At 31.4% G+C, this 21709-nt stretch carries 16 protein-coding genes; 2 read left to right on the plus strand and 14 right to left on the minus strand.

The genetic code is table 11. The annotated features are described in order from the left end of the window. Positions 1-145: 145 nt before the first annotated feature. On the plus strand, positions 146-1138 hold the full coding sequence (locus RBH94_RS14390; RefSeq protein WP_258226966.1) for a DDE-type integrase/transposase/recombinase: 993 nt from the start codon (positions 146-148) through the stop codon (positions 1136-1138). Positions 1139-1484: 346 nt separating this feature from the next. On the opposite strand, the gene RBH94_RS14395 is transcribed toward RBH94_RS14390, so the two are convergent. Genes RBH94_RS14395 through RBH94_RS14415 form a run of 5 tightly spaced genes read right to left on the minus strand, consistent with a single transcriptional unit; the run spans position 1485 to position 10123 of the window. Next, positions 1485-2018, minus strand: coding sequence for a hypothetical protein (locus tag RBH94_RS14395; protein ID WP_258226965.1), 534 nt, complete (start codon positions 2016-2018; stop codon positions 1485-1487). Further along, a complete protein-coding gene (locus RBH94_RS14400; protein WP_258226964.1) occupies positions 2018-2419 on the minus strand; it encodes a hypothetical protein in 402 nt (133 codons plus the stop codon). The genes RBH94_RS14395 and RBH94_RS14400 overlap by 1 nt, the downstream gene beginning before the upstream one ends. A gap of 22 nt (positions 2420-2441) precedes the next feature. Further along, positions 2442-6509, minus strand: coding sequence for an RHS repeat-associated core domain-containing protein (locus RBH94_RS14405; RefSeq protein ID WP_258226963.1), 4068 nt, complete (start codon positions 6507-6509; stop codon positions 2442-2444). Positions 6510-6515: 6 nt separating this feature from the next. After that, complete coding sequence (locus RBH94_RS14410) at positions 6516-6965, minus strand: lipocalin family protein (RefSeq protein WP_258226962.1); 450 nt, start codon at positions 6963-6965, stop codon at positions 6516-6518. Between the two features lie 23 nt (positions 6966-6988). Continuing rightward, the gene (locus RBH94_RS14415; RefSeq protein ID WP_307881534.1) at positions 6989-10123 is read right to left on the minus strand and encodes an RHS repeat domain-containing protein; all 3135 of its coding nucleotides are present in this window, start codon (positions 10121-10123) and stop codon (positions 6989-6991) included. 342 nt (positions 10124-10465) lie between these two features. On the opposite strand from RBH94_RS14415, the gene RBH94_RS14420 reads away from it, so the two are divergent. Then, complete coding sequence (locus RBH94_RS14420) at positions 10466-11662, plus strand: IS256 family transposase (RefSeq protein WP_258226960.1); 1197 nt, start codon at positions 10466-10468, stop codon at positions 11660-11662. 283 nt (positions 11663-11945) lie between these two features. On the opposite strand, the gene RBH94_RS14425 is transcribed toward RBH94_RS14420, so the two are convergent. The 9 genes from RBH94_RS14425 to RBH94_RS14465 all read right to left on the minus strand — a co-directional run bounded on the left by RBH94_RS14425 (position 11946) and on the right by RBH94_RS14465 (position 21695). Then, positions 11946-13079, minus strand: coding sequence for a type II secretion system F family protein (locus RBH94_RS14425; protein WP_258226959.1), 1134 nt, complete (start codon positions 13077-13079; stop codon positions 11946-11948). Beyond that, entirely contained in the window at positions 13069-13536 is a 468-nt protein-coding gene (locus RBH94_RS14430) for a prepilin-type N-terminal cleavage/methylation domain-containing protein (RefSeq protein ID WP_258226958.1), read from the minus strand. Before RBH94_RS14430 ends, RBH94_RS14425 begins: the two co-directional genes overlap by 11 nt. Then, entirely contained in the window at positions 13529-13822 is a 294-nt protein-coding gene (locus RBH94_RS14435; RefSeq protein WP_258226957.1) for a hypothetical protein, read from the minus strand. Before RBH94_RS14435 ends, RBH94_RS14430 begins: the two co-directional genes overlap by 8 nt. Before the next feature lie 23 nt (positions 13823-13845). Next, positions 13846-15099 carry a hypothetical protein gene (locus RBH94_RS14440; RefSeq protein WP_258226956.1) on the minus strand — a complete coding sequence of 418 codons (1254 nt, stop codon included), beginning with the start codon at positions 15097-15099 and terminating at the stop codon, positions 13846-13848. After that, positions 15096-15560 (minus strand): hypothetical protein, encoded by a 465-nt coding sequence (locus tag RBH94_RS14445; protein ID WP_258226955.1) that lies wholly within the window; start codon positions 15558-15560, stop codon positions 15096-15098. The genes RBH94_RS14440 and RBH94_RS14445 overlap by 4 nt, the downstream gene beginning before the upstream one ends. 20 nt (positions 15561-15580) lie before the next feature. Then, positions 15581-15940: a hypothetical protein gene (locus tag RBH94_RS14450; RefSeq protein WP_258226954.1), complete on the minus strand. Its 360-nt coding sequence runs from the start codon at positions 15938-15940 to the stop codon at positions 15581-15583. Positions 15941-15943: 3 nt separating this feature from the next. Then, entirely contained in the window at positions 15944-16678 is a 735-nt protein-coding gene (locus RBH94_RS14455) for a hypothetical protein (protein ID WP_258226953.1), read from the minus strand. A gap of 495 nt (positions 16679-17173) precedes the next feature. Further along, positions 17174-20896 (minus strand): hypothetical protein, encoded by a 3723-nt coding sequence (locus RBH94_RS14460; RefSeq protein ID WP_307881535.1) that lies wholly within the window; start codon positions 20894-20896, stop codon positions 17174-17176. 163 nt (positions 20897-21059) lie between these two features. After that, positions 21060-21695 carry a hypothetical protein gene (locus tag RBH94_RS14465; RefSeq protein ID WP_258226950.1) on the minus strand — a complete coding sequence of 212 codons (636 nt, stop codon included), beginning with the start codon at positions 21693-21695 and terminating at the stop codon, positions 21060-21062. Between the last annotated feature and the right edge of the window lie 14 nt (positions 21696-21709).

Genomic DNA, 21709 nt, shown 5'->3' on the forward strand with positions numbered 1-21709 from the left:
AAGCAAATATAAAGGCTGTGAACTTTCTGAATTTATCAATCAGGAAATCGATTTAATTAAACGTTTTAATCAGTCTGCTAAAATTAAAACCGTAATCGAAGGTTATTTTAAACTCTCCGATACCTTAAACCAAATTATCTCTAACGTGAAAGGTTTCAAGTCGCTTATTAAAGACAACATGGCATTGGTGGTTAACTGTGTAGAATCTGTAAAGCACAGCGTTCCTATAAATAAAGCTCTAAACCTTTTCAATATATCCAGAAGCTCTTTTGAGAACTACAAAACCATCCTTATTCATAAATGTGAAGCCTCCTATTACAAATGGTGCACCAGAAAAATGCCAAATCAACTCTTAACAGGTGAAGTACGCACCATTAAAAACTATATGAATCATGACTCCTATAAATTATGGTCAAAATCTTCTATTTATCTAAAAGCCATAAGAGATGATGCCCTTTCCTGTGGACTATCAACCTTTTACAAATACTGTAATATTTTAGGCTTTACGGGTACTAACATCATAACAAAACCTAATAATTATAATCCGCTTAAAACTACAAGACCTAATGAGGTGTGGTGTGCGGATGTCACTATTTTTAAAACGAATGACGGCGTTAAGCACTACATCCATATTTTAATGGATCACTTTTCTAAAATGGTTCTGGGTTATCAAATTGAAAAGCACAGTTCAGGAAAAACCATTCGCCACTTATTACAGAGTGCTTATCTGAAATACAAACCAAAACAGACGTTATTTTTAACAGATGGTGGTTCTGAAAATGTCAACGCCAACGTTAGTGCAGTTATAGAAGCTTCCGATGGAGCGATTCAACATAAAATAGCTCAACATGATGTATTGTTTTCTAATTCTATGATCGAAGCATTTAATAAAGTGCTGAAATACCAATTTTTATACCCCAAACATATTAACTCCCGGATTAAGCTTGAGGCAGTACTTAGTCATGCCATCGATACATACAACCTACAACGACCAAAACTTAGCTTGAACGGAAACACGCCTTTTGAAATTTTTAATGACTCCTCTATCGATTTTAGCATCTATTCTAATAAATTTAAAGATCAAATACAGTACAGAATAGCTCAAAACAGAAATACTCCTTGTAAAGTATGTCTATAAATCAGAAATAATTTAAAACTAGAGTAATTTAATTTCCTTTACCTTCTAAAAAAACATTTTAATTAGCTTTTATTCTAACACAAAATAATAACCAACTCATATTTAACCGTTTCCCTTATATGGGACACTTTATCTTAAAATGAGCTCAGGAATAGCATGGCGTTTAAGTATGCGGAGCAAAAAAATAAACCAATAACCATAGGGCAAGACCTGAAGGTTATTGGCTTAATATTTACACTTATCGTGTATATTTTAACTTGGGTTGTGTTACTATTTTTTGAGGTTTTTAAGTGGCTTAGGAAATAAGCCAACTATCCTAACTTAAGTCTTGATAAATAACATAACATTAATACTCTCCATTGATGGTAGTTTTCCCATTGACTACCAAAGATTGCATAATTTCGAAATATCTTTCACGATATTTATAAAAATCGTCTTCCAGAGCTAAAAACAAAATATTATACAAAAAATCTCCAAAAACAAAACTATCATTATAACCTAAAAATTTGTTTCCTTTTTTATCTACTTTAATTTTAAATCTATATGTATCTAAATTATGATTTTCCACCACCTCTTTATTCAATATTTCACAACCACATGATTCCAAAAAGAAATCCTCATAATTAGTTCTTAACAAATCTCCTTCAACAAATTCATGCTCAAATATTTTTGACACAACCAAAGTATATCCCAAATTACTATCATCTTTTTTAACAAAAAAATCCATTTCCGTACTGCCTATAGTCTTATTTGCAACTTCAACATCATTATCAAGTAAAATGACATATTTATTATTATTCTCTACAAAAAAACTTTTTTCATTTTGGGAAAACATTTTAAAAAAGCTAATAAAAAATAATACTAAAAAAAAACCTCTCATTAATTTCTCTCTATAATTTTCTTAATTATTATTCCTATAGCAATTAAAAATATCCCTATGGCGTAAACAAACTGCATTGAATTATACTCTTCAAAAAATATAATTTCGTCTCCACTTTTATTTGAATAAACGGTTACATACTTCTGTTGTGAAACTAAATGACAAATATCATTACCTGTCTTTTTTATAAATATTTTATTGAGGTATTTAATTTTGCTATACGGAGGTCTTCGCCCTAAATTATCGCAAGAGTTTGGAGACTCTAACACTTCTGCTTCAACCTGGATACCTTCCTCTATAATTTCTTTCTTCTCATATGTTTTTATAAATATTACTGCCGAAACAGTTATCATTAAAGCAACCCCTAAAAACAGTATAATATCAAGCCAATTTTTTTTCATTTTTAACTATATAATTTCCATTTTAATAATCTTTTTTCTTATTATCATCCAATTCATTCTTTATACTCTCCTTAATCACGGAATCTTTAACATCATTACCAACCTTATTTATTGTTTCAATATTTTCTTTTTTACTATTTAAGGATTCGACCTTTTCTTTGGAATCCTTTACAGCTTGAGCTCTAGACGGTCTAGGATTATCTCCTGCTACTCTTTCTGCCCTATCAAGTTGTCTCTCTGCTGTTTTAATAGTTTTGGAACTAACGTTTGGCACTTCTACTTTAGGTATTGGAACTCCCTCCAAAATAGCATCAGTCGCCATTTCAACAGGGTCTAACATTTTGTTTTCATCCACTATAGCTTGCTTCACAATATTCCCACCTGCCGCTGTTGAAGATAAAGCAACAGCTTTATAAACATTCGCTGTAGCTCCGATTACCTTTACACTCGACAATCCACCTGTAGCAGCTCCAGTTGCAGTTGCTATTAATAACTTACCTCCGTCAACATTAGTTAAAGCATCTCCCAACTCCTGTCCACTAGCTAAATTTGAAGTTACTTGAACCGTATATTCTACCGCAAATCCAATCACAGCACCCCAACACCAAGGACACTCCCCATCAGGGTCATTTAAATTTACAGGATTATTCCAACTATAATTGTAAGGGCTTAAATCTACTTGTAAAATATCATCTGCTTTAGGGTCAATAACAAACCACCTACCTAATGCAGGGTCATAATTCCTAGCCGTAATGTCATACCAATTTAATCCTAACTCATCCTGATATTCTTTACCTCCAAATTTATATTTGAGTGCTAAATTAGTAGAATTTATGTTACCATTATACCCTTTATGTTTAAGACCAAAAGGATAATAGTTGTTCTCTTCAAGTATTTCAAGATTTGGAGAACTAGTTGTTCCAATATTCTCATAAGACAATCTTACATTCCCTAAATTATCTTTAAATTGATACACATATTTATATCCATTCTCTGCATTTACATATCCTTCAGGATGATTAAAAAACTTCAAGCTTCCATCACCTGTATCCCCAATCCTAGAATAAACATAATTTCCAGTATAAAAAGTATAAACACTTGTATTTCCACTCACGGATACTTTCTTTTCTATTTTTTTACCTGTAGCATCATATTTGTATGTAATTGTTCCACTTGACAATTCTTCGCCTAATATATCATTTTCAGCTCCATTTGAATCAATATTTATATAATTTGGTAAATTAAGATGATTGTAACTTATTTGTCGTTCTGGTTGTCCATTATATATACCTTGAAAACCATTTTCTTCTCTTACCTCTTCAGACAAATTTCCATTTGCATCATAAATATAATACCTAAAAGAATCTCCAAATGCATTATCCTGCAAATGTAAGCTAACTAACTTATTACCTTGGTAACTATAATCTAATGTATTATCTTCAAAATCATCATGTTCATCATACCAAACATTCCTATCCATATACTCTATATTACCATTTTTATCATATAAATATAATGTACTATAAAACTCTGAAAAATAATTTGCCTGATCACTAAATTTTGATTGTGTAATACGATTTAATGCATCATATTTATATCCATAAGTTCTAAGCACATTATCATTTGCTGTCTTCCACTGAGTCTCACTAATGTTGCCATTAAATAGCGGTGACGATTGTAAAGTAGACGTGGCTACTGGGTCATTATAATTAATCTTATATCCAAAAAGATCTGTACCTAAACTAGCCGGATTGTTAATCTGTTTTAACCAACCTCTAATATTATATGAGTAATCTACAGTTTGCAACCCTACAGAGTTCTCAATAGTTGTAGCTACCGCCCCTCCCACTTTCTTTTGCTTTAATTGACCTAAAGCATCATATTCATTAAGTACAAGTAATTCCTCTGCTTGCCCACCTATCTTCTGTTTTTGACTAACTAGGCGCCCTGCATGATCGTAGGTAAAGGTATCTGTTGTTGTTAATACAGCCCCTGTTCCCTTTTTATGTGTGGTCAACGTTTTTGTTGTTTTACCCGTAAAATCTAAAGTTGATTGAACTACATCAGTCGTCTGTAAATATGCATTATAACTCGCATTGTAAATATCTCGCCCTTTTGAGTCATAGTAATTCACCGAAGTAATCCAGTTATCGGTATCTAAAACACGAACCTTACTCCCTGTCACTAATCCTTTGGTTAATTTTTGTGTTCCACTAGCATTATTATAGTTTACAACACTTTGTCCGTCTATAATTGATGGTGGTGTAACCAATGGAGACTTATCAAAAGTGTAATCATCATAATATTTAATAGTATGTATCTCTAAAATCGATGTGGGAAAACCTCCATTATTATAATAGATTGTTGTTCCTGCAATGCTTGTAGCCGAACTTTGTTTAGTTACCCAAGATGTTGTAAGTCCATCGATTGTAGTCTGTAGCGATGCACGACTATTACTATTAAGCGTTAATCCTGTATAAGCTACTCTTCCAAAAGTATCATATTTCGTAAACAACCATTTGCCTTGCGCTTTTAAATTCGGGTCTCTAGTTAAAACAACTTGATCCAGCCTATTGTAAACTATCTCCTCCCAATTAGAAGTTGTTCCTTTTCCTGGAATTTTTTTAGCTATTAATCTATTTTGTCCATCATACTTATATTGAAAACAAAGATTATCAAGCATACTTTGAGATGGCTTGCTATTTGTTGCTTCAGATTTTGGTGGTAATACAAAAACTAAATTCCCCTTAAAATCATAAACATAATAAGTATCAAAGGGAATTTGGTTATTAAATTGTCTCTTCAATACAACTCGTCCCAGATAATCTTTATAAGTATGAGTTGTATGGTCATTTAATTCACTCGAATTCCAGTTTTCATCTTTTGATACAGTTTTAAATAAAACAGATGGCAGATATTCTTCTGAACTAACATTTACAGAATACATACCGTTATCAACTAAAACAGGTTGATCATTTGAATAACTAACTGTATATCTTCTAACTTGGTCTGAAGTTTTTAAATTATCATACTCGATTTTAACTGTATGATCATTTAAATCTTTATTCATCCAAGTTTCACCTGGAAAAGCATTTTCCTTTACAATATTTAAAGGAGAATAATCATAAATTTTTTCTGAATATGGGTTTGGCGTCGTTGAGCTAATCTCTGAGGCAAAATAAGTCGTATAATAGGAATTAGTTCCTGATTCGGCATTAGTAACAAAACTTCCATTATTACCAGATGCCGCATAAGGCAACCAGTCCTTATCCTGTCTGCCATAGGCATCATAACCTATATGGGTAACAACATCTTCTCCAGTGCCTCCAGCTCCTATACCTATACTCTGCTTTGCTCTACCTAATCCATCATAATACTTCACACTCTCTATCTTTTGAGAATTTAACAGGCTTGAAACTGTAGAAGTTGCTATTTGAGGAGATATCGTGTAAACATAATTCTCATCACTTAAACTAACTACCGGACAACCATTGCTTGATGAAGGACCATAGGATAAAGGACATTGATCATCACTATTATCAACATATCCACTAGGTTGAGAACTACTAACCTGTGTTGAATTTGGATCGCCTAATCCGTCTCCATCCTGATCTTCGTACCATGTGGTTTCCAACTCTATTACATCAACATATATCTCGAATAAATAATACATACCAAATTCATCCTCTATAATAACTTCAACATCTGGAAAATCAGGTGACTGATCTGCTTCAATTTTAACCTCAAATACATGTGGATTGTTCAATTCATCAAAAATATAATAAAACAAATTGTTAGACGCATTATAATGATTAGGATCTAGAAACTGTACGTCTGGATGGTGAGCTGTCCCTTCCCAAACATACACATCAACATAAGTAAACACTTCTAACGACCCCCAATTATCATTATCTGAAATATCAAACATCGTTTTTTCTCCAGCAACAACAGATTCTAGGCCATGAATTGTATAACGACCGACCCCATCCGTATCTGACCATTCAACCTCCTGAGCATTTAAAATCCAAATTTTAATTAAACAGAATACTACAAAAAGATATCGGTGGTTTATAATAAAATTACACTTCATAGTTTTTTAATTTTTATTAAAATATTGTGTTACAAATAGTGCTGTTGAATCCCCCTTACCAAGGAGTTTTAAAACCATTCGATTACTTCCTAATTCTATTACCTTAAATTCTTGATGAGATTTACCTGTAGCGCTAGTCAATTGCAAGACTTGACTGTTTGCTATATACTGCCAAGTCCCTGAAAAGTCCTTTAATTTATCTGACTTTATATGAAACACACCTGTATCTTCCAAAATTAACAACCGACTTTTATATGATGACTCAATTCGCTCCTTCATCTTTTCTGGTAGCCTATTAATTCTTTCCTTGCCTTCAAATGAAATTTCGTTGTAACTGGAGGTATAATCCATCTGCCATTCCCCTACAATAGTAGGTTCTATTTCTTGTGATATACCTTCTGAAACGGTAAATAAAGACATAGCTATCGCTAGCCATATGTGATATATTGCTCTCATTTTATTCTATTTTTTACTGATTATTACTGTTGACCCTGATAATGATATTCGTTCTTGCTTAATATATTACTATCTGCATCTTTAACATATTCCAATCTTCCGAAATCATCATATACATAGGAAATTGTATTACCCCTGGGATCGGTTTCACTGGTCACACCTACTAATGGATCGTAGGTGTAAGTAGTCACCATAGCTAAAGGTAAATTACTTCTTACTAATTGTAATTTTGAACGTAACGTATTTTCTGCTACCCCTGAATTATCTTCATCAGAAGCAACAACCGCATCATCAATATAGGTTTGTATAGTTGCATTTATTGAGTTTAACTTCCCTTGTTCAATTGTAGCATTTTCAATCCTAGCAATTAGATGTTCCTTATTATACCCCCAAACAAAAACAATAGGATTTCCTGTTTTCCCTACAACTTCCAAAATATTTCCTTTACTATCCCTTTTAGATACCTGCTCCGAAAATGAAGCTGTTCCATCATGACCTATGTACTCAATATTCTCTAGATCTATTATATCATTTCCAAAATTTTTATAATTGTATCTTTCTTCCCTAATAATTTCAGAATTTCGATCTTTGTATTTTACGTTTAAAACTGTACTTAATCTATTTTGAGCAACTAAATTATCTGCATTAACCACACCACTAATCTCATCTTGCTCATTGTACTCAGGATTTCCTCCTGTTAAAGGGTAACTTATTTCTTTAATCTGTTGAAAATCATAATTTGTATTGGTGTATAATTCTAAAAATGGATCTAACCCTTGAAGAGTATCATCTTCGCCGACTGATTTTCTTTCAATTTTAATTAGAGGGTATTTAAAATCATAAGTATATTCAGTTTTAGTAACAAATGAATTAGGGTTTTGACTATTTAAATTATCATATTCAATTACAGAACTTAAAAGATACCTAGCTATCGGTAATTCCAAATTTTCAACATATCCTCCACAACTAGATACCCAATAATACTCACCATTACTTGAGTAACAATTAGAAGAACCACTAACGGCTTTATTTAAGTGGCTTAAACTAATACTTCTGAACTCATTATAGGAATAAGTATAATATTTTGCCTTCAAAACACCTCCACTTTCATCATATATCAATACACTTTCTAAAATTCCTCTCATAAAATCCCTATCAAAATAAAGACTGGATTTCCCTACTAAACTCCATGACTCTGAATATGGGTCTGAAATATTATAAGACTTAGATGAATCTAAATTAGGATACCCTTGAAAGCCCTTATAGTTATATGTCGTCTTTCCATTACCCAATCTATTTTTTACAGTAACATTCTGATAACCTACAAAAGAACCGTTTGTATACTCTACATAGGATTGAGGAGAAGTAAAAGTATCTATACCAAAATAGGAAGTCAATTCTGTTAAATTTTGTGGATTACTAGAAGCATTCCAATTTCCATTTTTTAGTTTAAAAGCAGCATAATTTGGAAATCTAGCAATACCTCCTGAACCATATTCATAATCTATAATTTGCTCAGATCCTTCTTCATCAATTATCTTCTGAGATTTCAAACGTAGGCCTCCACCTTCTTTTGTACTTCCTAAATATTGAAATTTATTAATTTCATACTCATACTCATTTCTTCCTCCTGTAGGAAGCGTCATTTGAGTCAAACTGTAAGATTTACAATAGGCCTCATTGGCTTCCAATGAAAAATTTCCTGGCAATAAAACCGAATTGGATTCATTGAATGGAATTACCTTATTATTTTTGAAATAATAAATTGGCACAGGATCAACAATTGACTGATTAAAAGATCCATTATTATACCCTAGAAAATCATGAGCATAAGAATTTCGAGGAGGCATCTCATTTAAAGTATCATAGTTAAATGAATACCCCGGTAATTCATTTGCATTCTTATCCACCTCATACACTCTATCTAATCTCAATCGTTTACTTTGCGCTGTCCCCGCTCCTATGTTTGATTGAAAATAACCATAAGACAATTTAAAGTGTTTAACTACTATGTTATTTTGATCTTTAACCTTAATTTCTGTTAATGCTTTTTCCCCCGTATTATCTAATCTATTTAAACCATAAATAAACTGAACTACCCCACCTTCAAAATATATATTTTTTAATCGATGTAAATATGGAAATACAGTTTTAGAGGTATCATGAGAATATTGAATATCTGTACCTCCTCCATAAGAATTTGGTTTAGTTAAAATAATTTCTTCGAAGTAATTATAATATTGCTCATATTCAAAAATAACCTCCTGATTGGTTGAAGGATCATATATTCGATCCAATTTATAGGCACTAATTTTATCCGTTACAGTATTGAGACCTAGTTCTCCATAACCACTTTGGTGCCTGGACAAATCAGGAGTAGAAAAACTATACTCCAATCCATTTAACGCCGTTACTTTAACATTTTGAAGACCAAATGTTGTATTCTCTTTATAATTTTGTTGAGATTCATCGAAATAGGTTTTTGTCACAAATCCAAATGTTTCATCAATTAAATTTCCTTGATGATTCAGCTCTATTGGATCTGGTTTAGTCCCACTAACTGGAAAAAATGTAGTTTCCCCATTTGTTGCCTTCAAATGTTTTTCATGGATGTATTTTGTTGAAAGTCCCGGAGCATTGACTACAAAAACATCTGGAGCAGGATCATTATAAAGTTGTGATGCATCGCTAAAATTGCTAATTACTGAAGTATAACCTAACCATCCTGAAACCCCCATCTTTTCAGTAGAAACTGTATATTTCGGTCTAGTAAAATCATCCACCCCTTTAATTATTCTTGTAATGGCTCCTCCTGCATTTAAACTCCAATTCAAACCCACATTAGAGGCCATATCTGATACTTTAGCACCAGAAGAATTATACGAAATATTTATAGGTATATGAATATTTCCACTTGAAATCTCATAAAAAGGAATATTAATATTTGCTCTTCCTGTGTAATTAGAAGTAGGAACAAAATTATATTTTGTAAAAGCTGTAATATCAGGAGAGGATACAGATGGACTAATTAGTGTTTGAGAAGACAACATTACATTTGAATTAAGTTGTTTTCCATAATAATCTTCTTGTGAATACAACAGAAAAGAAAAAGTTAAACTTAAAATTAAAGGTCCTTTTTTTAGATTAAAAACATTCATTAAAGTAGTATTATTTTTCCGCAAAAATCCACAATAATTTATTTTTAATTCTATGGTATCACCATCACAATAATAAGGACAAACCCTACTGTTTGTGGCAATTAAATAATATGGTCCCTCTTATCACACTCCTATATTTATTTTATTTATGACTCTTTAAGAATTCTGAGTTATTTACTTAGAGAATATTTCGCATACTATTTATTAGAAAGGTTGACTTTTAACAAAACATATGCTTGTAAAATAATAAATTGGTAGTATCTCACAAAGTGTGTAAAGATTAAAAATCGAGGGTTAATGCTCTCGATATTTTTTTTGTTTAATTTTAAAATTTACACACTTATGAAGAAAGAAGATTTTCTAAACGACGATTTTTTAAAACAGTTTAAAACAGGAGACGAACTGACCTCCTTTCTAAAATCCATCCAAAAGCGAGGTATTGAAAAGATGCTAGAAGGAGAACTTGATGCGCATTTAGATTATGATAAACATCAACAATCCGACAATAGCAATACCCGTAACGGTTACGCTTCTAAAAAGATAAAAACAGCTTTAGGAGAGACCAATATTAAAGTTCCCAGAGACCGAGAAGCCTCTTTTAACCCTATGTTAGTTCCTAAACGTACCAATATGGTCGATGGCATAGAAAACGTCATTATCAGCCTTTATGCAAAGGGTATGAGTAATTCTGATATCGAAGAACAAATCCGAGAAGTTTACGATTTTGATGTATCTACATCTACCATATCTCGCATCACAGATAAAGTGACCAATGATATTGTTGCCTGGCAAAACAGACCACTAGAGCCTGTATATTTAATTACTTGGATGGACGGTATTGTATTCAAAGTTCGGGAGAACTCCAAAGTCATTAACAAAACCATGTACATTGCTGTAGGATTACGCAGGGATGGTAAAAAGGAAGTTTTGGGACTTTGGCTGGGTAAGAATGAATCGGCAGCCTTTTGGATGAGTGTCTTGACTGATATTAAAGCTAGAGGCGTTCAGGATTTGCTTATCACAGCTACAGATAATCTTAACGGCTTTACCGATACCATTAAAAACGTTTTTCCTGAATCTAAAACCCAAATCTGCGTGGTGCATCAAATTCGTAACGCTTGCCGCTATGTGGTTTGGAAAGACAAGAAGGCCTTTACAAAGGATATGAAAAATATCTACGATGCACCCACCAAAAGCGCAGCAAAAGCCGCTCTAGAGGACTTTGCTCAAAAATGGGAACACAAGTACTCTTACGCTATTAAAAGCTGGAATGACAACTGGGAAGAGCTTACCGCTTTCTATGAATTTCCTTTAGAAATTAGGAAAATCATTTACACCACGAACCTTATTGAAAACCTTAATGGAAAAATCAGGAAGTACACCAAAAACAAGCTGTCATTTCCAACAGATGAAGCAGTAATGAAGTCCACTTTTTTAGCTCTTAGAGAGGCTACTAAAAAATGGTCGATGCCGATTAGAAACTGGGGCATTATTTTAAACCAGTTTTTAACTATATTTGAAAAAAGGGTCCAGATTTAAAAAAGCTAAACCCTCGATATTTTATACTTTACACACTTTTCGGGATAGTGTCAATAAATTCACAAATTATTTATAACTGGCTAAAAAGACAAATTTACTTTTCTCATATTTTATTTTATTGGCCATGATCTTTTTGATTATAAGATTGGTAATGCCCTATAAATGGAATCTATTTTTTAGTAGCTCAGTTTCATTCGCTACGGGTGGCTCACTATAACAGTTGTTTGCAATTTAGCCACTTATAATCTAAACCGAAAAACATAATGACAATAATTATTTATCACTAACCCAAAACACTACTTAGCTTAAACATTGGTAAATACATGGCTATTAAAATAATCCCAACAAAAATACCCACTATTAAAATGATAAAAGGTTCCATAATAGTGGACAATACCTTTGACTGTTGCTGTACTTGATTATTATATTGCATATTAAGTCTGCTAAATATAAATTCCGTTTGATTAGTTTCTTCTGCTACCTTTACAAGAGCGACCATTTTATCGTCAAATAATTTATGTTGTTTCAAACTAAAACTTAAGGATTCTCCTTTTAGAATGTTACGCTCTACTGTTCCCAATGCTTCTTGCAATGGGTAAAACATAATCATTTGTTTTACAAGTTGGATACTATTTACAAGGGGTACCTTTGATGCTACCAACAAAGAAACAGCTTGGGTGAATTGTGACAAATAAATAAGTTTCACAAAATGTCCAATAAAAGGGATTTTTAAAACTAATGTTCCTTTGAACTCATTAAACCATTTTTTCTTATTGAATAAAGATCTTAAAACAAAAAGTAAGACAATTAACACTAATAAATACCATCCTTGGTCTCCCATAAAATCTGATACACCAATAATAAATTTTGTTATTCCTGGAAGCTCTACCTTCTGTTGTCTAAAAATATCCTGAAACATAGGCACTACAAACCGCAACATAAAGATAACAACCAAAACAGCTGTGGTTAAAATTATCATTGGATAAGAAAGTGCACTTATAAGGTTTCTCTTTTGCTCATTCTTCTTAGCAAAAAAACTACCAAGTTGTTCTGACACTAACGCTAGGGTTCCAGTATCTTCTCCAATTTTTATGGAATAATATTCATATTGTGAAAATTGATTTTTTACGCTAAGCGTTTCAGATAAAGATTGCCCTGAAATAACATCGTTTAAAATATCTGATAATAAGGTCTTATTATATATTTTCTTTTGTGAACTTAAAATAAGTTCTAGTGCTTCTTTTAGTGTTATTCCTGCATTTAAAAGGACGCTTAATTCAGTATAAAAATCCTCCTTTACTTTATTTGAGAATACCTTATTAAATAAGTGAATCTCCTTTTTTAAAAAAGAACCATTTTGCTTATCGATTTCTTGTCGTGATTCTATGTTGGTAACACTATCTAATTTAAATGCCATTATTCATAAATATTGCAGCATCATTATGCTTATAAACAAAAAGTTGTTGGCTTTGAAACCCTTCTGTCATTTCTAATTTCAAAGCATCAACATTTCCTGAATCAACCGAATGTCCTAAAAAAAACAGATTGACTTCTTTGATTTCAATTTGTAAAGAATCTGAACCTATCACAACATGTTTGTCTAAAAATTCATAATTAAGCGTATCTAGTTCATTAATAAATATCAACAATTCATTGTCTTTATCATAAGTAATAGTGGAGAACCTATTAAAATCCATCCATAAGCGCTGTTCTAATTTATCCAATTGTGTATGATGTATTATATTTTTTTGAATCGCCGACATATGCCTTTGAACGATAGATAAAATAGAAAAGGCAAGTCCCACAACGATACTCGTTATAATTAACACAATGACCAATTCATTTAATGTAAACCCATTAATTTTTTTAATCATTGCTATTTAGAATTCTATTTATTCCCTTTTGAGTTTGCGTATGTATTGCCTCGATAAAAACCTGATTCTGTTTATCTTCCTTAATAATGGAAACATGCCACTCTTTAAAATCATCCTGAAAGGGCAGTTTCAATAATCCATTTTGATATAAGTATTCTTGTTCGGTTATAAATACTTCGATATCTCTGGTTTTTCCATTAATAACATTTGAAAATATGTTGTTCAGAACCATACTGGATAACATAAATACAACCACAATTAACACACTAGCTACTAAGGTTTCCATTAATGTTGATCCTTTTATTTTTTTTAATACAACCATTTTACTATTCCTCTTTTCTCATCTTTAAAAGTAATACCGACATAATTATCATGTAATTTATTTATATCGATAATGCCATTATACAAATGGTTTTGATAAGAGGAACCTGATTGATTTGCAACAAAACTAGAAGTCAATACAACACCTTCCACAATTCCTTTAAGCTCTAAATTCCTATTACAGTAGACCTCTCCTGTTATTATAGTGTTTTTATCGATTATAGTTTGAGCCTTATACCCTTTTGATTCTCCTAAAAATATAACACTACCCTTAACTTCTGTTCCTTCCCCTATTTCCAACACAGGTGTTTCATTATTAGATGTTTCACTTATTTTTATTTCTTCGTTTAAAACCAAAACCGATGGGTATGTTAAATTACATGCTGTTCCAACCTTCAATGATTTAGAAGCAAAAACTTGGAAATTCCCTTTAACATTATCCCCTATTTCAACTTGAGGTGCTATTAAAATAACATCATGTAGAGTTGCTGATGCATCAATTTTAATCTTGGTCTCTGATTGTACAACAATATGGCCTGTTAGTGATATTTCCGTAAGCTTTATAACATCTGGCTTATAAATAGCTTTTAAGGGTTCTAAAAAAGATTTTTCTATTACTCTTCTTCCTTCAACATCTAAATAATAGCCATTATCTAAATCCTTAATTCTATCTTTTATATGCTTTATTTGGTTTAAAATTTCTGTATTGAGATTAGGAAAATCTTTTATGGTTCTACTCCTTCCATAAATTAACTGAGACCCGTAATAAGAATTTCCTGAGATATTTCCTGTTCGAATGCCTTGTTCCGGTATAAAGGCATCGCCTATGATTTTGGTATCACCAACAACAACCAATGGTCTATTATGATCCTCAACATAAAGAGCTACATCTTTATCAGATCGTTTAAATCCCAACAATGCCACCTTATTAAAAGTGTTTTGTTTGATACTTGAAGTGGATATTACTTTTTTATACACACCCCAAAAATCAGTTGTAATGCTAATTAATTCTTCATTTTCAGCTTCAAGATTAAAAGGTTCTGAATACTTTAAATCGATTAGATTATGGAGTAAGTAATCAACTCCCTTATCTGCATTTTTAATAGTTTTAACTAGTAATTCAGACTGATTATGAAATTGATTATGTGTGTAAATAAAAATAATGAACGTCGCTAGTAAAATACCAACAATGACAATAACAAATATTGTAAACTGTAATGCACCAGCCTTTAACTTAATCATAGTTTCGCAACCCTCTTTTTAGCACCTTGATAACTCACCAATATATGTGCATTAGTTGCAGAAATTAATTTTACTCCACCAAATTCTTGTCCGACATGCATCACCCTTTGATTTCCATCTATAGAAACTATACAAATATTTTCCGTATTTCCTTTTTTAGAGATATTACCATGGTAGCTAACATCTTTCCAGACAATTTCCTTTCTATTAACGTTACTTTTTTTTACAACAACCTCTCGTTTTGGCTTGACATACATTGTTCCTAAAAAAGGATCCCGATTTACTATGCTAATCGAAAAGGTGTCTATAACTTTACTATGCTTAGGATTAAATTGAATGATTTGTTTTTGTTTAATTTTGGTATCCTTTGGAGATACCGCAGAAAATATTTTAAAAGCAACGATACCCCAAATAGATAAAACACCTACCAACAATAAATATGTATTCTTTTTGCTTTTCATTAATTAATCCTAAAAATTAATTATTCTACAACAAATTTTGTTGAATTAAACTCTGTACTATACCCTGAATTCTGTGCTTTCACTCGCCATTCATATTGGCTTGCTTCCAAGGATTTTTCAAAATTCGTCTTTGATATAACTGTATCCAATACGACTTGTGATGCCTCTTCAAAGTTGGGTATTGCAATTTGTAAATGATAGTTTTCAGCATCTTCTATAGGTTCCCATGTAAAACTAACAGGATCTAAATCAACTATACTTCCTGATGTAGGTGCCAAAATTAAAACCACATCGCTGGATATATCTTCTACTTCTATAATATCATCACAACTAAAAAAAATAGTTGTAAAAAAAATTAAAAATATTAAACAACGCTTCATAAGCTATAATTTGTGTTTTTTGGAATGTTTTTCTGCTTTTAAAGCTGAAGAATAGGTTTGTTTAGGACATGATTTATACTGTTCTACTATATCGACAATATTAAGATGATGTCTTTTATCTTCCTGCCAGCAACAATGGCTTAGCTCGTATTTAAAAACAACACCATTATTAAATGAAATGACCTTAGAATCCCCTTTTGAATCCTTTAATTCTAAACTATATGTCTTATAACTATTTTCAATAAGAAAAACAGATTCGGCTTGCATTAAAGCTTCCAAAACATCTCCATTAAAAGCCATAGAAATACTTGTTATAAAATTAGAATCAGTTGAATGTGCTAAATAATCCTTAAGATTACTATTATTTGTTTGATTGATTACCTTTAAAAGTTCAACCTTGTCTGCAATTTTTAACTTAACATATTTTGGCTTTATCTTTATAGAATCTATAAACTCTAATTCGATAGGTGCATTTTGTAGATTATTTGCAACCTTAAAGTCCTTGAAATCTTGTTTATTAAATGAAATAGGTTCAACATTAACTTTTAAAGAAATATCATAAACAGGAAGTGCGGTATTACTAAAGTCAGTTTTAAATATATTGGTTTCACTAGAACCAATTCCTCCCAATAAAACCTGTTGTGAAGTTTTATGCTCCCCATTCCCTAACACCTCACCTACTTTACAACTTATTAAAACAAGTCCTAAACCTAATAGGCATAATTTTTTTTTTATCATTTAAATCTTTTAAAACGATAAAAATACTTAATATGCGTAGAAAAACACTAAGGTTTTACCTTAGTAATAATAAGGCTTAATTTAACTCATTAGTTTAAGCTTTTAATGACTTATCTATAAATTTTAGCACCTACTCCAATAAATTTAAATCTCAAATACAGTACAGAATAGCTCAAAACAGAAATACTTCTTGTAAAATATGCTTATAAAACATAAATATTATAACGCTAAAGGGATTTAACCTCCTTTACCTTCTAAAAAAAACATTTTAATTAGCTTTTATTCTCACACAAAACAATAACCAACTCATACTTAACCATTTCCCTTATATGGGACAACTTATTTTAAAATGAGCTCGGGAATAGCAGGGGAAATTATAAGTAACTAACTACTGACCTCTATAAATTTAATTACTTAACACACAAAAAAAAGGATTAACATATTAGTTAACCCCTTTTTACAATTTATTGTACCAGTTCTATTTTCACCTATAACTTAATTTGCAAAATGATAATTTTTCTTTTCTAAGATATTACCCTGGGCATCAGTTACATAATCCTCTCGACCTAATGTATCATAGTATATAAATACTTCTTCTTTCCTTTCATCCACTTTACTAATAACTCTTCCACTACTATCATAAAATTTAAGACTAATACTTGCATTTGGTAAACGATCATATAGTTTTAATAATTCAGTCTTCAAACTTGATGTACTTAATCCCTGTAATTGATAATATGTGACATCCAATTCATCTATTACCTCTTGATAAGTGGCATTATTAACTGTCGCTACATTATAAAGGTTATTATAACCAAATAAAGCCGTACTATAAATACCTTTTCCGTTATTGCTTTCTAATACATTACCCGTTGTCGTTTCCACTTTAGATACTTGATTGTTTAATCGCATTTTATTTGTTGCTGGACCAGACCAATTCTCATTCACATAGACTTTACCATTATCTTCTATCCATTTGGATTGCTCTACATTTAAAGTAATATAATTACCCTCCTTTGTATAAATCATATAAGGAAATGATAACATATTCTTATCTTCAACAAAACTATATTGCTGATAGGCGTAGGTGATATTCTGACTCATACTTTCTCCTTTACTATCTGTAGTCGTTGAACCTGTTTTTAACCCATATGTATTATAACTATAAGTCTTAGTGTTAACTATTTTTGGGCTTTCCTCAAAAAATAACTCTTCTTTTTCGATAGTTGGCCTTATATAATAACTTTTATAAAAATAGCCACTACCATTATATATAGATTTTGAATACTTATTCCAAGTTGTAGTGGTTCGTTTTACAACCTTGTTATTAGCATCGATAGTTAAAACTTCCAAAGGCAAACCAACCATACTCAAATCTGTAGAACCATCATTAAACCTTTTAACTACCTTACCTATATTACCAGTCCCAACACCTTTATTCTCAATGATAACTTCACCATAAAACGTAGAACTATTATCTGGGCTACACTTTGGTTTATTGTAAGTGTATTGTACTTTTCTTAAACCTCCATTATCATCATTAATATCTATATGATTTACTACAATGTCATATACAGAATTGTTAATCTTATCATCTATTATTCTATAAAAATATCTGTAATCTCCAGCTTCATCTTGTCTTAGCCAAATAGAACTTGGAGACATAAAAGAGGTGTACCCTCCCATCTTACTACCTCGTGAAGAAAACATATATTGTGATCCTGTATTTATACTTGATAATAATCCCGTTTCCTTATTTATATAATAATATACACCTTGATAATTCCCTCCATTTAATTGTCTTACAAATGAATGTCTTAATCCATCAGAATAACTAAAACTATTATCATATTGCAATGTTCCTATTTCAGAGAGTACTCCAAGATTTGTTCTTTCATAAATTTTATTAGATGCTATAATAAAATCAGAATTAATTGTTGAAAGTTTATAATTATTTAAAGAACTGGAATAATTACTATTTAACGTAGCATATGTCCATGAATTAGTGTTAGGATTATATTTATGGTAGCCGACACCTGAAATACTTGGATTATTTTGAAATAGCATAATATCCTCTCCAAAATTAAGTTTAGAATAATAAGAGTTGTTAGCAGATGGCAAGGCACTCACACTCCAATTAACACCATTAAACCTAGCTGATTTATTAGGATTCTTATAAAACGAACTATGTATTGTAAACATACCATTACCAACTGGAACCATTGGTGAACTATCGTTATAAGATCCTAGAACGTTGTCAACATTAGTTAAATTATAATTTGTATCCCACCTAAGAAACAATTCTGGATTATCATCTGCTACAAAACCAATAATCGAATTATCAGGGTAAAAGTAACTAGGCGCCTCTGTCCCGTCTATATAAGGATCTGCTTCAGCAGACCATGACTTACTTTGCCAATTCTTTTGAGCATCCAAATAATGAAAATAATATCTATCTGTATGCCCAACACCACTTATATAATCGGTACCTCCTTCTTCATTTAAGGACATTATATAATTATTAGTTGCAGTAATATAATACTTTCCTGAACCTTGATCTATCAATTTGTAATTCCACGAAGATCCATTCCATACATAAGTATATAATTCCCCACTAGAATAATTTTGTAAAGCAACAAACTCATCACCTGAATGAAATCTTGGGTTTGTACTACCAATACTCTTATTGGTCGTGGTATAATAATCCCAAGTTCTGCCATCATTCTCCAAATGCCATAAATAGATATCTGCAGCTGTGCCTTTGTCATAAACAAACCCATAATAATCCCTTTCCAAAACCGGATATAGATCTTTTAAGGGGCCTCCTTCATTTACCGTACTTGGATCTAACATTAAATGAGGAAAAGTAAATTCTTCCCATTCCCATTTCTGTCCGGTCCACCAAACCCTAAAAAACTTAAAGCGGTATTTATCTCCACTAATCTTATTCTCAGTCCTGTATACGAATATCCCATAATTATCACTTACAAACATACTGTGATACATATAACCGCTTGGCTGAGAAAACGCTGAAGTTTCGAATTGATTGGAATAATTATTAAATAAAAACTTGTTCTTGTAATTATAGGTTACAGCCCCTCCTGTTGGGTAAGTTATTGTTTTTATCCCTCCCTTAAATGTCCCTGTATAATGATAATCAAAAGTTTGAGATGGCATTACCTCACTCTGTCCATTATTGTAAGCTGTTTGTGTCAAACTGGTTAAATAACGCTTGGTATTTAAGCTACTTCCATTTAAAGTATATCCTATGTTATAAGTAGACACCAGTTCATTAGCATTATTATAACTCGAAACACTTTGCAAATACTTTTTCTCATAGCGTTCCTGATACGCATCCGGTTCTACCTTTTCTTTATGTGGCTCATAATATTCCAAGCTACCTTTAGTTCCATAAGTCAATTGAATACTTGCTCCATTTGAAGACGATATCTTCTTTAAATAGGATGCTTCCGTTTGTTTCACCGAACCTGACTGTGCTATCTCTTCTAATTCATATTGAAAAGACACATTTTCAAACTGGTCTTCGATACTTGATAAATTCCAAACAATCGTTTGTTGAGTACCTCCAGACTGAAGAGAGCTTCCTATCCAGTTCCCCCATCTAATAACACTTTCTTTGGATTTACTTGTACTGGCTGAAGCTCCAAATTTATAGGTCAATCCATCTTCCTTTACAATAGTCCAATAATCATCCTCATAATAAAGGTTATACTTATAGAACTTTATTTTCCAAGGAGAATACTTCTCCATTTGAAATTCCCAAGTCTCTGCTCCAGTTAATCCATCCTTATTTGTACAAATTAATTTGCTACTAGTTCCTCCATCTAACAAATAAAAGTCATCGTCTTCCATGGTACCTGTCCCCTTATTATCTACCATGATTTTTGGAACACTTAATGAAAAACCTACACCAACCACACTGGTTGGGTTATATTTATTGGTCTCCTTTCCATTTTTAAATGCTGATTGCCCATTATAGGTCAAGTTCAAACCATAAGAAACCGTCGATGCTCCTATAGTCCCTAATGGTAATGAAAATGTCACCTTGCCAGTAACTTCATTAACACTATTTTGTATAACTCCTTGGATATCTCCTCCCAAATTAAACGGACTTCTTGCAGGTGTGCCTATATCTACCGCATCTTGGGCGTAAAATTTTATGGTTACCAATAATAAAACTAATCCTAGTCTTTTCATTTTTTAATACAGTTTATGTTTTTTAATTCTTTATCAGTAATCAATTATCTAACAGCTGAAGACAGCTTAAAGAATAAAACAAAAGTCTTTTTCAACCTTAATTACTAATAAATCCAAATCCTCTTGTTTAAATCCTATTATTAATTCTCAAGAAGCAATAAAATTAATCCCTCATTTTAATGTTTAGATAACCATCTTTAGTAAAATTAAAGTAAGTATAGAACACCTCTTCAGTGCTCCAAGGACTTTCATTAATTAAATCTGCCGAATAGGGACTAAACTCTATAATAAATTTATTAGTACTAATTCTCCTGCTTATCCTACTTTCACAACCTTCATCAAAACAACGATTATCTGATAAATTTATTAAAGCTGTTAACGAATTATAATTTGAGTTCAACATAATTAACTTCTCAATTAAAAAAGTTTTTTTTTTATCCGTTATTTTTAACAAAAAAAATTGAGTGTAAAAAAAAGTACTTTGATCTAACTTACCTATATAATATAATTGAGAAGTTTCCTTTAAAGTACTCATATAAAGTTTATCATCATTGTAATATTTCAAAAAACACTTTTCAAACACCAAATCAAATAGATCCCCATTTATTAAAATATTTTGATTTTTCAAATCTCTAACTTGAAAATCATCAATTTTATTAAACTCTTTACCTGAACTATATAAAATCTTAATTTGATCTATAACATTTTTGTTTTCATATTCATAAAAATTATGATATTCAAGAACATTTACATTCTGGATTTTCTCTATCTTTTTTGATATACATGATCCGTTAAACATAAACAATATCACTA

It is taken from the genome of Aestuariibaculum sp. YM273 (genome assembly GCF_030908365.1).
In the GTDB taxonomy this organism is placed as follows: domain Bacteria; phylum Bacteroidota; class Bacteroidia; order Flavobacteriales; family Flavobacteriaceae; genus Aestuariibaculum; species Aestuariibaculum marinum.

Bases quoted from the DNA above. Each gene is read 5' to 3' on its own strand.
- RBH94_RS14400 (WP_258226964.1), bottom strand. From the start codon at position 2,419: ATGAAAAAAAATTGGCTTGATATTATACTGTTTTTAGGGGTTGCTTTA.
- RBH94_RS14450 (WP_258226954.1), bottom strand. From the start codon at position 15,940: ATGAAGCGTTGTTTAATATTTTTAATTTTTTTTACAACTATTTTTTTT.
- RBH94_RS14455 (WP_258226953.1), bottom strand. From the start codon at position 16,678: ATGATAAAAAAAAAATTATGCCTATTAGGTTTAGGACTTGTTTTAATA.
- RBH94_RS14415 (WP_307881534.1), bottom strand. From the start codon at position 10,123: ATGAATGTTTTTAATCTAAAAAAAGGACCTTTAATTTTAAGTTTAACT.
- RBH94_RS14440 (WP_258226956.1), bottom strand. From the start codon at position 15,099: ATGATTAAGTTAAAGGCTGGTGCATTACAGTTTACAATATTTGTTATT.
- RBH94_RS14460 (WP_307881535.1), bottom strand. From the start codon at position 20,896: ATGAAAAGACTAGGATTAGTTTTATTATTGGTAACCATAAAATTTTAC.
- RBH94_RS14410 (WP_258226962.1), bottom strand. From the start codon at position 6,965: ATGAGAGCAATATATCACATATGGCTAGCGATAGCTATGTCTTTATTT.
- RBH94_RS14465 (WP_258226950.1), bottom strand. From the start codon at position 21,695: ATGTTTAACGGATCATGTATATCAAAAAAGATAGAGAAAATCCAGAAT.
- RBH94_RS14435 (WP_258226957.1), bottom strand. From the start codon at position 13,822: ATGGAAACCTTAGTAGCTAGTGTGTTAATTGTGGTTGTATTTATGTTA.
- RBH94_RS14430 (WP_258226958.1), bottom strand. From the start codon at position 13,536: ATGATTAAAAAAATTAATGGGTTTACATTAAATGAATTGGTCATTGTG.
- RBH94_RS14395 (WP_258226965.1), bottom strand. From the start codon at position 2,018: ATGAGAGGTTTTTTTTTAGTATTATTTTTTATTAGCTTTTTTAAAATG.
- RBH94_RS14425 (WP_258226959.1), bottom strand. From the start codon at position 13,079: ATGGCATTTAAATTAGATAGTGTTACCAACATAGAATCACGACAAGAA.
- RBH94_RS14420 (WP_258226960.1), top strand. From the start codon at position 10,466: ATGAAGAAAGAAGATTTTCTAAACGACGATTTTTTAAAACAGTTTAAA.
- RBH94_RS14445 (WP_258226955.1), bottom strand. From the start codon at position 15,560: ATGAAAAGCAAAAAGAATACATATTTATTGTTGGTAGGTGTTTTATCT.
- RBH94_RS14405 (WP_258226963.1), bottom strand. From the start codon at position 6,509: ATGAAGTGTAATTTTATTATAAACCACCGATATCTTTTTGTAGTATTC.